The sequence below is a fragment of the Rhizobium sp. USDA 4016 genome (assembly GCF_056279705.1).
The window spans coordinates 2,465,492-2,479,892 of record NZ_JBWCCY010000004.1 but is presented as its reverse complement, the minus strand read 5'-3'; the positions used below and the strand labels follow the sequence as shown (position 1 = coordinate 2,479,892).

General features: G+C 60.3%; 17 protein-coding genes. 6 read left to right on the top strand and 11 right to left on the bottom strand.

What is annotated here, in order from left to right; translation table 11 throughout:
• The first annotated feature begins 171 nt into the window (after window positions 1–171).
• On the top strand, window positions 172–2,310 hold the full coding sequence (locus tag ACZ9DP_RS27735) for a GumC family protein (RefSeq protein ID WP_476204181.1): 2,139 nt from the start codon (window positions 172–174) through the stop codon (window positions 2,308–2,310).
• Here the strand turns inward: ACZ9DP_RS27735 and ACZ9DP_RS27730 are convergent, their stop codons facing one another.
• Both ACZ9DP_RS27730 and ACZ9DP_RS27725 read right to left on the bottom strand, forming a co-directional pair.
• Window positions 2,311–3,534, bottom strand: a complete 1,224-nt coding sequence (locus ACZ9DP_RS27730; RefSeq protein WP_476204180.1) for a GNAT family N-acetyltransferase — start codon at window positions 3,532–3,534, stop codon at window positions 2,311–2,313.
• 123 nt (window positions 3,535–3,657) lie between these two features.
• The gene (locus ACZ9DP_RS27725) at window positions 3,658–3,867 is read right to left on the bottom strand and encodes a DUF2842 domain-containing protein (protein WP_074067363.1); all 210 of its coding nucleotides are present in this window, start codon (window positions 3,865–3,867) and stop codon (window positions 3,658–3,660) included.
• A gap of 111 nt (window positions 3,868–3,978) precedes the next feature.
• Here ACZ9DP_RS27725 and ACZ9DP_RS27720 point away from each other — a divergent pair, with 111 nt between their 5' ends.
• On the top strand, window positions 3,979–5,082 hold the full coding sequence (locus tag ACZ9DP_RS27720) for a COX15/CtaA family protein (RefSeq protein WP_476204179.1): 1,104 nt from the start codon (window positions 3,979–3,981) through the stop codon (window positions 5,080–5,082).
• 21 nt (window positions 5,083–5,103) lie between these two features.
• Here ACZ9DP_RS27720 and ACZ9DP_RS27715 read toward each other — a convergent pair whose 3' ends face one another.
• From ACZ9DP_RS27715 to ACZ9DP_RS27700, 4 genes are all read right to left on the bottom strand, one after another.
• Window positions 5,104–5,895 carry a sulfite exporter TauE/SafE family protein gene (locus tag ACZ9DP_RS27715; RefSeq protein WP_476204178.1) on the bottom strand — a complete coding sequence of 264 codons (792 nt, stop codon included), beginning with the start codon at window positions 5,893–5,895 and terminating at the stop codon, window positions 5,104–5,106.
• A gap of 21 nt (window positions 5,896–5,916) precedes the next feature.
• Window positions 5,917–6,849 carry an N-acetyl-gamma-glutamyl-phosphate reductase gene (gene argC, locus ACZ9DP_RS27710; protein WP_283071383.1) on the bottom strand — a complete coding sequence of 311 codons (933 nt, stop codon included), beginning with the start codon at window positions 6,847–6,849 and terminating at the stop codon, window positions 5,917–5,919.
• 78 nt (window positions 6,850–6,927) lie between these two features.
• Window positions 6,928–7,881 (bottom strand): agmatinase, encoded by a 954-nt coding sequence (gene speB / locus ACZ9DP_RS27705; RefSeq protein WP_476204177.1) that lies wholly within the window; start codon window positions 7,879–7,881, stop codon window positions 6,928–6,930.
• A gap of 84 nt (window positions 7,882–7,965) precedes the next feature.
• A complete protein-coding gene (locus tag ACZ9DP_RS27700; protein WP_476204176.1) occupies window positions 7,966–8,757 on the bottom strand; it encodes a phenylalanine 4-monooxygenase in 792 nt (263 codons plus the stop codon).
• Window positions 8,758–8,909: 152 nt separating this feature from the next.
• Here ACZ9DP_RS27700 and ACZ9DP_RS27695 point away from each other — a divergent pair, with 152 nt between their 5' ends.
• Window positions 8,910–9,371 (top strand): Lrp/AsnC family transcriptional regulator, encoded by a 462-nt coding sequence (locus ACZ9DP_RS27695; RefSeq protein WP_074067377.1) that lies wholly within the window; start codon window positions 8,910–8,912, stop codon window positions 9,369–9,371.
• Between the two features lie 75 nt (window positions 9,372–9,446).
• Here the strand turns inward: ACZ9DP_RS27695 and rpsI are convergent, their stop codons facing one another.
• The 3 genes from rpsI to ACZ9DP_RS27680 all read right to left on the bottom strand — a co-directional run bounded on the left by rpsI (window position 9,447) and on the right by ACZ9DP_RS27680 (window position 11,036).
• On the bottom strand, window positions 9,447–9,914 hold the full coding sequence (gene rpsI, locus ACZ9DP_RS27690; protein WP_022714787.1) for a 30S ribosomal protein S9: 468 nt from the start codon (window positions 9,912–9,914) through the stop codon (window positions 9,447–9,449).
• 2 nt (window positions 9,915–9,916) lie between these two features.
• On the bottom strand, window positions 9,917–10,381 hold the full coding sequence (gene rplM, locus ACZ9DP_RS27685) for a 50S ribosomal protein L13 (protein ID WP_022714788.1): 465 nt from the start codon (window positions 10,379–10,381) through the stop codon (window positions 9,917–9,919).
• Between the two features lie 229 nt (window positions 10,382–10,610).
• Window positions 10,611–11,036, bottom strand: a complete 426-nt coding sequence (locus ACZ9DP_RS27680; RefSeq protein ID WP_039844541.1) for a PaaI family thioesterase — start codon at window positions 11,034–11,036, stop codon at window positions 10,611–10,613.
• Window positions 11,037–11,109: 73 nt separating this feature from the next.
• On the opposite strand from ACZ9DP_RS27680, the gene ACZ9DP_RS27675 reads away from it, so the two are divergent.
• Complete coding sequence (locus ACZ9DP_RS27675; protein ID WP_074067380.1) at window positions 11,110–11,940, top strand: enoyl-CoA hydratase; 831 nt, start codon at window positions 11,110–11,112, stop codon at window positions 11,938–11,940.
• 130 nt (window positions 11,941–12,070) lie between these two features.
• The gene (locus tag ACZ9DP_RS27670; RefSeq protein WP_239599324.1) at window positions 12,071–12,241 is read left to right on the top strand and encodes a hypothetical protein; all 171 of its coding nucleotides are present in this window, start codon (window positions 12,071–12,073) and stop codon (window positions 12,239–12,241) included.
• 3 nt (window positions 12,242–12,244) lie between these two features.
• On the opposite strand, the gene ACZ9DP_RS27665 is transcribed toward ACZ9DP_RS27670, so the two are convergent.
• Window positions 12,245–13,081 (bottom strand): EamA family transporter, encoded by an 837-nt coding sequence (locus tag ACZ9DP_RS27665; protein ID WP_194730107.1) that lies wholly within the window; start codon window positions 13,079–13,081, stop codon window positions 12,245–12,247.
• A 469-nt stretch (window positions 13,082–13,550) separates the two neighbouring features.
• Entirely contained in the window at window positions 13,551–13,874 is a 324-nt protein-coding gene (locus ACZ9DP_RS27660; RefSeq protein ID WP_022714793.1) for a hypothetical protein, read from the bottom strand.
• Between the two features lie 97 nt (window positions 13,875–13,971).
• Between ACZ9DP_RS27660 and ACZ9DP_RS27655 the strand changes: the two genes are divergently transcribed.
• The gene (locus tag ACZ9DP_RS27655; protein ID WP_476204175.1) at window positions 13,972–14,400 is read left to right on the top strand and encodes a CoA-binding protein; all 429 of its coding nucleotides are present in this window, start codon (window positions 13,972–13,974) and stop codon (window positions 14,398–14,400) included.
• Window position 14,401 lies beyond the last annotated feature (1 nt).

Genomic DNA, 14,401 nt, shown 5'->3' with positions numbered 1-14,401 from the left:
GAACTCGGTGCTGCCGTTATCGATCCGTTAGGGTTAATGGCTGGTAAAAATACGCCGCATTTTTTGCTTTTTGCCCGGTCACGCTTCGCTTTGCTTATGCCGGGCAACATTAACCCTCGGGTTACTATAGTCGTTTACGCTTCGCGCCATGTTTGTTCTCGGAGTACGAGTATGTCCGGCGTAACGGGTAATCAGGATGTGGACATCGACCTTGGCCAGCTCGTTCGAGCCGTCTGGGCCCGCCGGCTGAAGGTTGTCGCCGTCACGCTGATCGGGGCAGGGGTCGCCTTTGCCGGCGCCAAGATGATCTCGCCGAAATACAGTGCCGAAACGCGTCTGCTGATCGAGCAGCGTGCACCGGCTTTCGCCAACACCCAATCGAACGACGGCAATGCCGGACCGCTGCTCGACGAGTTGAACATTGCGAGCCAGGTTCAGCTTCTGCAGTCCGCCGATATCATCAAGCAGGTCATCAACAGCGAGAAGCTCTATGAGCTGCCTGAATTCGACGATGCCGTCAACGGCTCTGCGCTGAGCGACATCCTTGTGGCGCTCCATATCAAGAAGAACCCGCTTGAAAATCCGCCTGAAGAGCGCGTGATCGATGCGTTCATCGAGCGCCTTCAGGTCTACCAGGTTCCCGGTTCGCGCGTCATCGGCATCACCTTCACGTCGAAGGATCCGAAGATTGCCGCGCGCATTCCGAATGCCATGGCGAATGTCTATCTCGCGACGCAGAGCGGCGCCAAACTCGATACGAACTCGGAGGCCACCCGTTGGCTCGAGCCGGAAATCGAGAACCTTCGCAAGAAGGTAAACGACGCCGAGCAGAAGGTTGCCGAATACCGCGCCAAGCACGGTCTCCTGCCGACGAACGGAGGCAGCAACTTTCCGCAGCAGCAGCTGAACGATATCTCTGTTGAGCTGACCCGCGTACGCGGCGAAAAGGCGAATGCCGAGGCGCGCGCCCAGTCCGTCCGCAACGCGCTCGCCTCCGGTGAGGCGTCGGATACGTTGCCGGACATCATGTCCTCGCAGTCGATGCAGCGGCTGAAGGCCACTGAGTCGGGCCTCCAGTCGCAGATTTCCGATCTCAGCACGTCGCTGCTCAATAACCATCCGAAGTTGAAGAGCCTGCGGGCGCAGCTTGCAGACATCAAGACGCAGATCCGCCAGGAGACGCAAAAGATCCTGGCCAGCGTAGAGGGGGAGGCGAAGGTCGCCGGCCTTCGTGCTGCCGAACTCGAGCGCCAGTCCGGCACGTTGCGGGCAAACAGCGCCCAGGCGGGCGAAGACGAGGTCGGCCTGAATGCCCTGCAGCGCGAGGCGAACGCCCAGCGCCAGCTGCTCGAGACCTACCTCGCTCGCTACCGGGAAGCCGCTTCCCGCGCCGACAGCAATTCGAGTCCGGCGGATGCGCGCATCGTCTCGCGCGCCATCGAGCCTGTCGATCCGTACTTCCCGAAGGTCGTGCCGATCGTTGTCGTCGCTGCCGTCGCGACGTTGGTCATGAGCGCGATCGTCATCATGCTCGCGGAACTTTTCAGCGGCCGGGCACTGCGTCCGGTCGACGGCAGCGTCGAGCCGGGTGCGCCGATCGAAGAAAAAACGCAGGCCGCCGCCGCGCCGAAAGCCAAGCGTGACGTCAAGCCCAGCATGCTTTCGGCACCGGTGGAAGAAGAGCCTGCGCAGGAGGCGCCTGCACCTTTGGAAGACGAAAGCGAATTCTCGATCAGCTCTGTCGCCCATTATCTCACGAGCAGCCGGGCAACGCTCGCTGTCGCGATATCGCCGACTGGCGACGATGGTTCCGCGGCGACCGTTTCGCTTGCCCGCGCACTTGCCGACGTCGGTCAGCGCGTGGTTCTGGTCGACATGACCGGCTCCGGCTATCCGACCGAGTTGATGGGCGACGACCCGAATGCGCCGGGCGTCACCGATCTGCTCTGCGGCGCTGCCGCTTTCGGCGAAACGATCCATGGCGACCGTGATTCAGATGCTCATCTGATCCCGCAGGGCATTAGCGACATCCGTCAGGCGATGCGCGGCGCAGACCGGCTTTCGCTGCTGCTCGACGCATTGTCCTCAGCCTATGATCTCGTGATTGTCGAGTGCGGTGCAGCCGATGTTGCCGGCGTCTCCCGCCTGACGCGCAGCAAGGATGTCGAGATCATCCTTTCGATGCCGGACGTGATCGAAGAGGAGTTCGTCTTCGCGATGACGGAATTCGAAAAGGCGGGCTATCAGCGCGTCCTGCTGATGTCCGGCGACGAGACAATTGCGGAGGACCTCCCGCGCCGCGCCGCCTGATCAGACGCCGATCTTTGAACGAGCGCGCTGCGCGAATTTATAGAGGCCGGGCCGAGCCTTGATGTGGGCCTTGCTCCGCGTGACGGCCCGGTGCGCAAGCCCGGCGATCCTTCCCACGAAGGACAGCGGCAGCACTATATCGTGATGATCCGTTTCGATCGGTGCCCAAGAACGTTTGTAGACCTGATCGCCGAGACCGAAATCGAAGAGGGTGACGCCCTCCCCGTGCAATTTGGAAATCATCTGCCAAAAGAGGAATTCGCCCGGGCTTGCATCCGCCGCAATGCTTTCGTTGATCGAACTGAACTGGCAGATCACGTGATCGCCCTTGCGCGAGATACCGGATAGCGCAGCAATATGCCCTTCGTTTTCGCCCTTGAGGCGGATCGCATGCATCTCAAGCCCGAAATCGTCGCCCTCGCGGATATCGATCAGGCCATGGAGAAAGGTCCGCGTTTCGGCGTCGGCAAACACGTCGGGCAGCCCGAGTGCCTTGAAGCGCTCGGCCTTCTGAGCGAAGAACTGGTCAAGAAAGGCGTGCTGCTCGCCGGCCGTCCCGCCAGCGACATAGTCGAAGCCGCCGATGGCTTCGAGCCGTTTCGACTGCACCCGGAACTTCTTCCGGCGGCTCTTGGAGTTCAACTGCCTGAGCGTCGCCTCGAAATTTTCAAGCAGCGGCAGCTGATAGGCGTGGTTCTGGTTCTGCACCAATGGCAACAGACCGAGCGGGCTCTTCTGGCCGCGCCATTCCAGCGGGATGTTCTGCAAGAGCAGCAGATCGGCCTTGCCGCGAAGGGCGTGACGAAGCCTCTCGGCGAAGCAGTGCGCATCGAGGTCAACGGCGCGGCGCAGAAAATGCTCCGTGAAAAGTCCGGTATTGATGTTGCTGTGATTGGCGCCGATGAATTTCGCGATCCGCACGCCATGGGAGCGCTCGATTTCGACCGGCAGAATAAAGGCCGTTTCTGGCCCGCAGACGCCCCGCAAAATGGCGAGCGGCCGCCGATAGGCGCCGACCCAGCTATGGCACCAGTCATAGCCCTGATGGAGAGACGTCAGATTGTCGAGCTCCAAGGCGCGCCAATCCTTTTCCAGCGGCGCCATTGTGTCGTAGACCGTGACATCGAGTTCCGCGCTCAGCGAGCGATGGTTCGCAATGCCTTCCTCGACTTTCGCCGCTTCGTCGAGCGGTCGTTGATGGGCATCGAGCTTTTGCGTCTGCACGGGTCTTCTCCGGTCAAGATGGCTTGGCCGGAAGCATAAGGGGCGAGCGCCTTCATTTGGCTTAAATGCAATAGGGCAGACCGTCTTTTCCGCGGATCACGGTTATTCCGGCGTTAACGGCGTTTACTTCTGCCGCGGACCGGCCATCCATTTGATGATCAGCATCGCCGGCAGGACCCAGACAAGGCCCGTCACCGAGAAATAGAGGAGGTGGACCCACCACGACGATTCCCCAAGTGTCGCTACGGCAATCGTGTTCGCCAAAAGCGCATAAAGAAGCACGAGAACGACGATGAGGATCGTGCCGATGAATTTGCGCAAGCGGATGGGCATGAATTCTCTTTCCGGAGTATGTGGACCCGCGCGACGGCATGCCGCAAAGGTTCGGGGCTTGTTTTGCATGAGCCGTTGGGGCAAATCAACTGCCGGAAAGAAGGAACAATCATGGCCGTCGCAAACTTGACCACGCAACAGACGATCTTGAGCGAGGTCCGCAGGTTGGACCGGAACCGCCGCGCACTGCGCATCTGGCTGGGTATCGTGCTCCTCGCGCTCGTCTGTCTCGTGCTCGTCGGCGGCGCGACGCGTCTTACCAATTCCGGCCTTTCGATCACGGAATGGAAGCCGATCCACGGCGTCATTCCGCCGCTCACTGCCGCTGAATGGGAGGAAGAATTCAGGCTCTACCAGCGCATTCCCGAATTCCAGCAGCTAAACAGCGACATGACCGTGGAGGATTTCAAGACCATCTTCTGGTGGGAATGGGCGCACCGGCTGATCGCCCGCGGGATCGGCGTCATCTTCGCTCTGCCGCTTGTCTTTTTCTGGCTGACGGGCATGGTCGAACGGCGGCTGCGCTGGCCGCTCGCCGGCATCCTGGCGCTCGGAGGCCTGCAGGGCTTCATCGGCTGGTGGATGGTCTCGTCCGGTCTTTCGGTGCGGACCGACGTCAGCCAGTATCGCCTCGCGGCGCACCTCGTCATGGCCTGTCTGATTTTCGCCGCCTGCATGTGGATCATGCGCGGCCTTTCCCCGCATTCGAACGACGCCGCGCCCACCGAAAGCTCGCGGGCATGGGCGGCGATAATTGCCATTTTCGCGCTCTTCCAGATCTATCTCGGCGCGCTGGTGGCCGGTCTTGATGCCGGCTTCACCTACAATACCTGGCCGCTGATGGACGGCGCGATCATCCCCTCTGATCTTCTCATCCAAAAGCCCGCTTGGATCAATTTCTTCGAAAACCCGAAGACCGTTCAATTCTTCCATCGCGCCGGCGCCTACGTGCTCTTCGCGCTCGCTTTCATCAATATGGTGGTTGCGCTCCGCGCAGCTCCCCAAACCACACACGCCCGCCGCGCTGTCGTTCTCTTCGCGCTCGTCACGCTGCAGGCCGCAATCGGCATCGCTACGCTCCTTCTGCAGGTCCCGCTTCATTGGGGTCTTTTACATCAGGCAGGCGCCCTGATCGTCTTGGGCTTCGCCGTCGCCAACTGGCGCGGCTTCTACGGTGAGTTTGCGCACGACACGATGATTGCGGAAAGGGACTGAGCAGGAGGTTGGGTCAGGCGCTTACCGCAAGATCCCGTCGAGCGCTGGCATGCCGATGATGGCGGCCGCGGCGATGAGCAAATAGCAGATCAGCCGGAACGTGCTCTCCTTCGCCAAGCCGAACAGCTTCGAGCCGCCATAGAGGCCGAGCGCATAGCCCGGCAGGATGACGAGCGTCAGAGCAAAGACGGCCTGCACGAAAAGCCCTCCGGCATAATAGCTGATTGCGCTGAAGCAGGTGGAGATCGAGAAGTAGAGGATGACATTTGCCCGGACGCGGGTAAACTCGCTCTTGCCGCCGAGCCAATAGACAACGACCGGCGGGCCGCCAAGCTGTGCCGCGCCGCTGAAAAGACCGGCGATAAGGCCGACCCCGGCACTGAGCGGCGCGCGCGGCTCTCCGTGATGGCGCCAGCCGGACACGAGGAGCGCCAGCAGCGATATAGCCACGGCGGTGATGATCCAGCGCAGCGTCAAGGTATCCATCAGCGCAAGTGCAACTGTGCCCGCGGGAACGCCGAGAGCCGCGCCGATCGCCATCGCGAAGACTTCACGCCGGTTGGCGCTGCGCCAGGCAGGCGGGATCATCCCAAGTGTCGCAAGCCCGTCGATGAGAAGCAAAACGGGAGAAATCAGCTTCGGGCCGACAATCGCGCCGCCAAGCGGAATGAAGATCAGCGCCGCCCCGAAGCCCGAAAAGCCGCGCGCGAGCCCGGCAATGAAGGCAAAGAAGATTAGCGCATAGATGCCGTGATCCGGCAGCGCAGCGGAAAACCATTCAGCAACGCCGGCCGAAAGCGTATCGATCGGCATGTCCTTGGGGCTCCGGAAGGTTTACGAGGCGAGCATCAGGTCCATGTTTTGGACGGCCGCACCCGAGGCGCCCTTGCCAAGATTGTCGAGCAGAGCGACGAGGTTGACCTGGCTGGAGCCCGGCGTGCCGAACACGAAGAGCTTCATCGTGTCCTTCCCGGCAAGCTCCACGGCATCGATACGGGCAAGTGTACGACTCTCCTCGAGCGGAACGACCGTGACGATATCCTGACCGGCATAATGCGCTGTCAGGGCAGCATGGATGCTTTCGAGCGTCGCATCGCCCGAGAGATCGTCGAGATGCAGCGGCACCTGGACGATCATGCCCTGCGCGAACTTGCCGACCGAAGGCGAGAAGATTGGCGCTCGGTCGAGCAGGCCATGGATTTTCATCTCCGGCACATGCTTGTGTGTCAGCGGCAGGCCATAGAGGAAATGCGGCGCGGTGATTGCATCGTCGCGGCTCTGGTCTTCGATCTGCGCGATCATCTGCTTGCCGCCGCCGGTATAGCCGGAGACCGCATTGACGGTGACTGGATAGCCGTCCGGCAGAATGCCTGCAGCGCGCAACGGCCGGATGAGGCCGATAGCGCCTGTCGGGTAGCAGCCGGGGTTGGCGACAAAACGGGCGGCCCTGATCTTTTCGGCCTGCTCCTTGTCCATTTCGGCAAAGCCGTAAGCCCAGCCGGGATTGACGCGGAAGGCGGTCGACGTGTCGATAACGCGCACATTGTTGTTCGCCGAAACCATCTGGACGGCTGCTTTCGACGCGTCGTCGGGCAGGCAGAGGATGGCGATATCGGCGCTGTTCAGCATGTCCTCGCGCATCGCGGCATTGCGGCGTTCAGCCTCCGGAATGGACAGAAGCTCGACATCGCGGCGGCCGGCCATGCGCGTGCGGATCTGCAGACCCGTTGTGCCGTGTTCGCCATCGATGAAGATTTTCGGTGCCATGATAATCCTGCGCTTTCAATGAGTTCGGATTGCTTGCGGAATCAGTGTGCCATGAAGTTGAATCAGTTTGATAACGGCCTAGCGTGCCGTTGCGTGCCTCTCGGCGCGGAGCCCCAGCATATACATCGCGACCGTCGCCCCTGCAATGGCGGTGATATCGGCGTGATCATAAGGCGGCGAGACCTCGACCACGTCTGCGCCGCGGATATCGAGCTGCTGCAGGCGCTGCAGGACCGAAAGGATCTTGGCGCTCGACGGCCCGCCCGCTACTGGCGTGCCGGTGCCTGGCGTATAGGCCGGATCGAGGCAGTCGATATCGAAGGTCAGATAGGCCGGAGCGTCCTTGGTGTGCGAGACGATTGCCGAGGCGATCTCAGCGGCATTCATTTCTTCGACCTGATGGCCGTAGAGGATGCGAATGCCGAAATCCTCCGGCGCGTGGGTGCGGATACCGATCTGGATGGAGCGGCCCGGGTCGATGATGCCGTCGCGGGCCGCGCGTGCGACGAAGGAGCCGTGATCGATCCGCCGGTTATCGTCGAGCCAGGTATCTTGATGCGCGTCGAACTGCACCAGCGCCAGCGGACCGTGCCTGGCCGCATGCGCCTTGAGGATCGGCCATGTGACATAGTGGTCGCCGCCTAGCGTGAGCAGGAAGGCGCCGCTGTCAAGAATCGTATTCGCCTGCCGCTCGATTGCCGCCGGCGTCTCCTGGTGATTGCCGTAGTCAAGCAGGCAGTCGCCGTAGTCGATCACCGCCATTTCGGCGAAGAGATCGCGATTGAAGGGATATTGCGGATCGTTGTCGAAGATCGCCGAGGCGCGACGGATCGCCTGCGGCCCGAAGCGCGTTCCCGGCCGGTTGGAGGTTGCCGCATCGAAGGGAATACCCCAGACGACGACGTCGGCGCCTGTCAGAACCTTGGTGAACCGACGCCGCATGAAGGAGAGCGCTCCGGCAAAGGTTGGGTCAGTGGCCGACGATGTGAGGCTGGTCGCCATAAAGGCGTGATCGATCGACTTCTCTGCCATGGCGTCCCTTCATCACATGTTGGCGGGACGTTGGACAATCACGGCCGACAAGGCAAGCCCCGAACGAAACGAAATTCCTGTCGCTCAGGACGCCTTGGCTTCGAATGCCGGCGGAAAGTCGCCGAGAGCCTTGGCCTCGTTGATGCGGGCACCGATATCTTCCTCGATGATCGACTCCAACTGCGAAAAGCTGTCGATCACGTAGTAAATCGGCTGGACGATATCGATCCGGTAGGGCGTTCTCAGCGCTGTCATCAGGTCGAAAGGCCGGAATTCGCATGCCTTGCCTTCCATTGCCGCCCGCGTCTCGTTGGGCGAGGAGACGATGCCGGCGCCGAAGCAGCGGCGTCCCTGCGGGGTGTTTATGAGGCCGAATTCCACAGTGAACCAGAAAATCCGAAACAGATGCCAGGAATACCCCTTGCCGAGGCCGACGGCCTTCTCGCCGAAGCGGCGGACGAAATTGGCGTAGCTCTGGTTGGTCAGCAGCGGACAATGGCCGAAGACCTCGTGGAAGATATCCGGCTCTTCGATATAATCGATATGCTCGCGGCGCCGGATGAACGTCGCCAGCGGAAACTTGCCCTGCGACAGCAATTCATAGAAGCGCGACGGCGGGATGAGGGCAGGGACGCCTTCCACGCCGAAGCCGGTGGTTTCGTTAAGACGCCGATTGACTTCGCGAAGCTGCGGAACCTTCTGCGGCTTCAGCCCGAGGGTCTTCACGCCGTCCAGATATTCCCGGCAGGCCTTGTCGGCGAGCAGCGTCATCTGGCGCTGATAGAGCTCGCTCCAGATTTGGTCTTCTTCAGCGGTGTAGTGATAGATGCCGTTCGCATCCGGCAGGTTCGCCGTGTAGGTGCTTTCCTTGGTCATGAGCGGCCTCCCGTCCTCTGATCCAATGAGCCGGGCGATTTCGACCTCCGGCTGTCATGTCACCATTATATCCCTGGGAATGCGGGTAAACATTTCAGCATTGCCGGATTATGGTTGGAAAATGGGAGAATAATCCGTGAGGAGGGGAAAGAATGAAAGAAAATTTGAAGGCGGCCCGCAAGCTCCTGCAGCTTGTGCAGGCCGGCAGCACTCTGTCGCTCGCCGAGCTGGCGGAAAAGGCCGGCATGTCGCAAAGCACCGCCTGGCGCAAGATGCAGGAACTCGAGACGGAAGGCGTCATTCGCAAGCGTGTGGCGCTCCTCGATCCGGCAAAGCTCGATCTCAAGCTCTGCATCATCGCCCATGTAACCTTGGAGGACCACCACGAAGAGGCGATCGAAGCCTTTGCCGCCGCAGTGCGCGACCGGCCCGAGATCATGGAATGCTATGCGCTATCGGGGACGTTCGACTATATGCTGAAGATCAGGGCGCGCGACGTCGAAGCCTACGAGGCCTTCATGACACGCTACCTGATGCGCAATCCACATGTGCGCAATGTGGTTTCGAGCTTCGTCCTGCGCGAACTGAAGTCGACGACAGAGCTGCCGATCTGAGGGCCGGTTGCGAGCGGTGGCAAAAGAAAAGGCCGGGAAAGACCCGGCCTTTGCAAAATCCGTATTCTGGAGCGATTAGCGCTTCGAGAACTGGAACGAACGGCGGGCCTTGGCCTTGCCGTACTTCTTACGCTCGACGACGCGGCTGTCGCGGGTCAGGAAGCCGCCCTTCTTGAGCACGCCGCGAAGGCCCGGCTCGAAGTAGGTGAGGGCCTTCGAGAGACCGTGACGAACGGCACCGGCCTGGCCGGAAAGACCGCCGCCTGCAACCGTTGCAACGATGTCGAACTGGCCGTCGCGGGCTGCAGCGACGATCGGCTGGCGCAGGATCATCTGCAGGACCGGACGGGCGAAGTATGCCGTGAAGTCCTTGCCGTTGACGGTGATCTTGCCGGAGCCGGCCTTGAGCCAAACACGGGCTACGGCATCCTTACGCTTGCCGGTCGCATAGGAGCGGCCAAGCGAGTCGACCTTGCGGACGTGAACCGGAGCAGCTGCTTCCGACGACGTGCCGAGGTCCTTCAGGGAAGAGAGGTCAGCCATTGTCAGGCGCTCCTTACGTTCTTCTTGTTCAGCTTGGCGACGTCGAGGACGGTCGGCTGCTGTGCTTCATGGGGATGGTTGGAACCGGAGTAGACGCGGAGGTTCTTCATCTGGCGACGGCCGAGCGGACCACGCGGGACCATGCGCTCAACGGCCTTCTCGAGGACGCGCTCCGGGAAGCGGCCTTCGATGATCTGGCGAGCGGTGCGCTCCTTGATGCCGCCGGCATAACCGGTGTGCCAGTAGTAGACCTTGTCGGAATACTTCTTGCCGGTGAAAACGACCTTGTCGGCATTGATGACGATAACGTTGTCGCCGTCGTCAACGTGAGGCGTGAAGGTTGCCTTGTGCTTGCCGCGCAGACGCATGGCGATGAGGGAAGCGAGGCGGCCAACGACAAGCCCTTCGGCGTCGATGATCACCCACTTCTTCTCCACCTCTGCAGGCTTCTGGGAGAAGGTTGCCATAGTAATTCTCTCTTTTGGATCCCTGAACCCGAGGGCCAAGGGCGTTTCTTGTTGCTTGGTTTGACGCACCCGAAAGCGCGCCAAAAAGAAAGCAGCCCGGAAAGGCTGCGCTTCTGGCGCGGTGTATAGAGGGAAAGGCCTTAACGGTCAATATCACCCGTCTGCGTCACCGTAAAATATACGAAACAAAATCAATATGTTAATTATGTGGTAATATGATACCGTAATTTTATCGCGGTGGAATCGAATAAGTTGCCGTCGCATGGGCCACCAGCTCGGCCGGATTTTCCTGAAAGATGGCGGCGTCGATAACGGCGAGCCGCTTTCCGAGCTTGAGGATCCGGCAGGTGCAGGTTGTCGGCTGCGGCTTCGGCAGGCGCAGGAAATTGATGTTGAGGCTGGTCGTGACGGCAAGTGCGACCGGGCCGATATGGGCAAGCACCGCTGCATAGGCGGTGACGTCCGCCAGCGTGAAGAGGGCAGGACCGGACACGGTGCCGCCAGGGCGCAGATGCCTTTTTGACGGATCGAACCGCGTCGAGACACTGCCGGGCGTAATATCCGTCACGGTAAAGACGCGCCCGTCCGTGTGGATCTGCGGGAAATCGGTCTCCAGAAACTGGTGGACCTCCTCGATCGTCATGACCGGCTGCATCGCTTCTCCTCGAAATTGCCGATAGCTTGTGACAGAACTGTTAGCACGAAATCGCAATGTAAGGAGTTAGACCATGGCCGAAGTCGTATCCTTCCGGAAGGGCGCAAACGAGGATGGGAGTGTCCTCGTTACCCGCTCGCTTGCCGATGGCGTGCTGCGGCTCACGCTCAACAACCCGCCGGCGAACGTGCTTTCGATCGCGGTGATGGAACTGTTGATGGGGGAGCTTCAGAAAGCCGCTGAAGACGGCGAAGTCCGCGTAGTGGTCATCGCCTCGACCGGCGATGTGTTCTCTGCGGGGCACGATCTCAAGGAGATGACGGAGCATCGTGCCGATGCCGATGGCGGGGTGGCCTTCTTCGAGGAGACATTTGCGCTTGCAGCCGATCTCATGCTGGAGATCACCCGCCTGCCGAAACCGGTGATCGCGCAGATCGACGGCCTTGCGACCGCAGCCGGCTGCCAGCTCGTCGTCTCCTGCGACCTTGCGATCTGTACCGACACCGCGACCTTCTGCACACCTGGCGTCAATATCGGGCTGTTCTGCTCGACGCCAATGGTCGCCGTTACGCGCGCCGCGCACCGGAAGCAGGCGATGGAAATGCTGCTGACCGGCGAAACGATCGATGCTTCGACCGCCAAGGACTTCGGCCTCGTCAACCGGATCGTACCCAAGCAGTATCTGACGCAGGTCGTGAGCAAATACGCTTCCGTCATCGCTTCGAAATCACCCTTGACGCTGAAGATCGGCAAGGAGGCCTTCTACCGCCAGCTCGAAATGCCGACAGAAGAGGCATACAGCCATGCGGCCCAGGTGATGGTCGACAACATGCTGACTGCAGACGCGGAAGAGGGCATCGGCGCATTTCTTGCAAAACGGGTGCCGAGTTGGACCGGCGAGTAGCGCGCTCGACATTCTGCGGGACGAGCAGACAAGGCCAAAAGGCGAGTCGTGCTCATTGCGAAATCGCTCGACGATTTGAGCCCGCTAAATCTGTTGGACTGCATAGATTGAGCGGCGATCGGAAAGGTCAGTGGGCAACGACAATCAATGGCCCTTGGCGTCTATGCTTTCGCTGCGAAGACGGGAAACGATCCGCAGCTTTTGGCTCAATCTGCAATCTGCTTGCGATCTGGCTGTTGCAGAACGTGAGAAGGGCGAGCGGATTTCAAAAGAGGTTATTCCAGCGCAATCTGCCGCGTAGTTGTTACCCGAGCTTCAGGATCAGTCCGCCGCTCGCGATGATCACGCCTGCGACATAACGCCATGGGCTGGCTTTCTCCTTCAGGACCAGCACCGAAATGATGAGCGCGAAGAGGATCGACGTTTCCCGCAGCGCGGCAACGGTGGCGACGGGCGCCTTGGTCATGGCCCAGAGGGCGAACCCGTAGGAGGCGATCGAACCGGCGCCGCCAATCAGACCGCGCCACCAATTGTAGCGGACATGAACCGCGACTGCGAGAAGGCCGCGGCGCGAGATCGCCCATGCAAAGAGCAGCACCGGCGGCAGCAGCGCCATCCACAGCGTATAGGACACCGCATTGCCGGAGACGCGTGCGCCGATGCCGTCGACATAAGTATAGGTAGCGATGACGCAGGCGTTGACGAGCGCGAGCATGATGGCATGTTTGCTGCCGCGCCGCGCCTCGAAGGCAAGGGTCAGAATGCCGGCGCAGATCGTCATCGTGCCGATGAGCGCGCCGCCCGAAAGGCTTTCGTTCAACACGAAGCCGCTTGTGGCGGTGATGAGGAGCGGCGCACAGCCGCGCATCAGCGGATAGACGAGGCCGATATCGCCTGCGCGGTAAGCGGCCGCGACCAATTGAAAATACGCAAATTGCAGGACGGCCGACGCGCCGATGAAGGGCCAGGCCGTTGGCTGCGGCAGCGGAAGGAAGGGCAGGAACGGCAGCGCCGCCACTGCCCCGCCGGCCGAAACAAGCGCCGCGTCCAGCGACTTGTTGGTCCCCGCCTTGATGATCGCGTTCCATGTCGCATGCAGGAATGCACCGAAGAGAACGAGCAGAATGACGTCGAGGGGCACGATGCGGACCGGAATGAAAGGGAAGGCTATCTGGGGAGAATGGGTATGGGCCGTGTTGACGCGAAAATCAATCTTGCGAGCGGATTTTGCAACCGGTGGCTGGTCTCCTGCTTGAAAATGAGAATCGTCATGCTCGGTTCCGGCGCTACGTGCAGCATCATCGGGGCGTAGCGTGCGCGCTCGAAATACGTTTATTTTGGCCGCGCACACTCAACTATGAGGTGTTTCTAATAGACGCAAGAACGAAAAAGGAACAAAACGAAGACAAAAGAAGTTTAATAGATGATAATATTTCTCCGCTTAGTCCATTCTCGATTTATACTTCTGTAATATAGAGATTGTTCTATAATTTTGCTATATCCATTTTGATGCAAATCCAAGTAGCAATTCGAACCGCTTCTGATTTACAATGGCCGGAAGCTGCGTGTTTCCGGCTCTTGCGAAATCGTTTTCGCGTCCCGAACACCTGCTACAGGGAGTGGTTTGGTATGAAGAACATCCCGTCAAGATTGTCGATACTCTGGCAGTTGAGGACGGGGCAGGACCGGTCGTCTCTGGTCGGTATGTTCTTCCACTCCGCATATTCGTTAGCGTCGCAGTACCGACTGTTGCGGACGTAGCGATCGTAAAGCGGAAGGCCGCGCGGCGAGGTCCAGCGGAAGATGACGGCGCCTTGATTGTGGATGGCGGCGCGGGCACTTTGGCAGGTCATGGACATCGGATTGTAGCGGGAGATCGCCAGCGATGGTGAGGCCGCAAGGAAAAGCGCTGCGGCGAGAGCGAGTTTTTTCATGGGTTATTCCTCCTTGGGAACCCGGATGCCTATATATACGCCCGAAGGAACTGTCAGTTTCAACGCTCTGCAAATAATGTCGACTGGAGGAAAGCTGATGAATCACGACCGTTATCCGGACGATTACATTGCCGGAATTTTGAACTCCGTGAAGACGATCGCGCTGACCGGGGCGTCGCCCAATCCGGCCCGGCCGAGCAACGGCGTGATGGGCTATCTCCTGTCGCGCGGCTACAATGTCATTCCCGTCAACCCCGGGCAGGCGGGCAAGCAGATCCAGGGCCAGCTCGTCTATGCCCGGCTTGCCGATATCCCGGTGCCGGTCGATATGGTCGACGTGTTCCGCGCCTCGGAATATCTCCATGGCGTCGTTGATGAGGCTCTGGCTCTTCCCTTGCAGCCGAAGGTGATTTGGTCGCAGCTTGGCGTGCGCGATGATGCTGCCGCAGCGAAGGCGGAGGAAGCTGGCATAAAAGTTGTGATGGACCGCTGCCCGGCAATCGAAATCCCGCGCCTTGCCGCGTGAG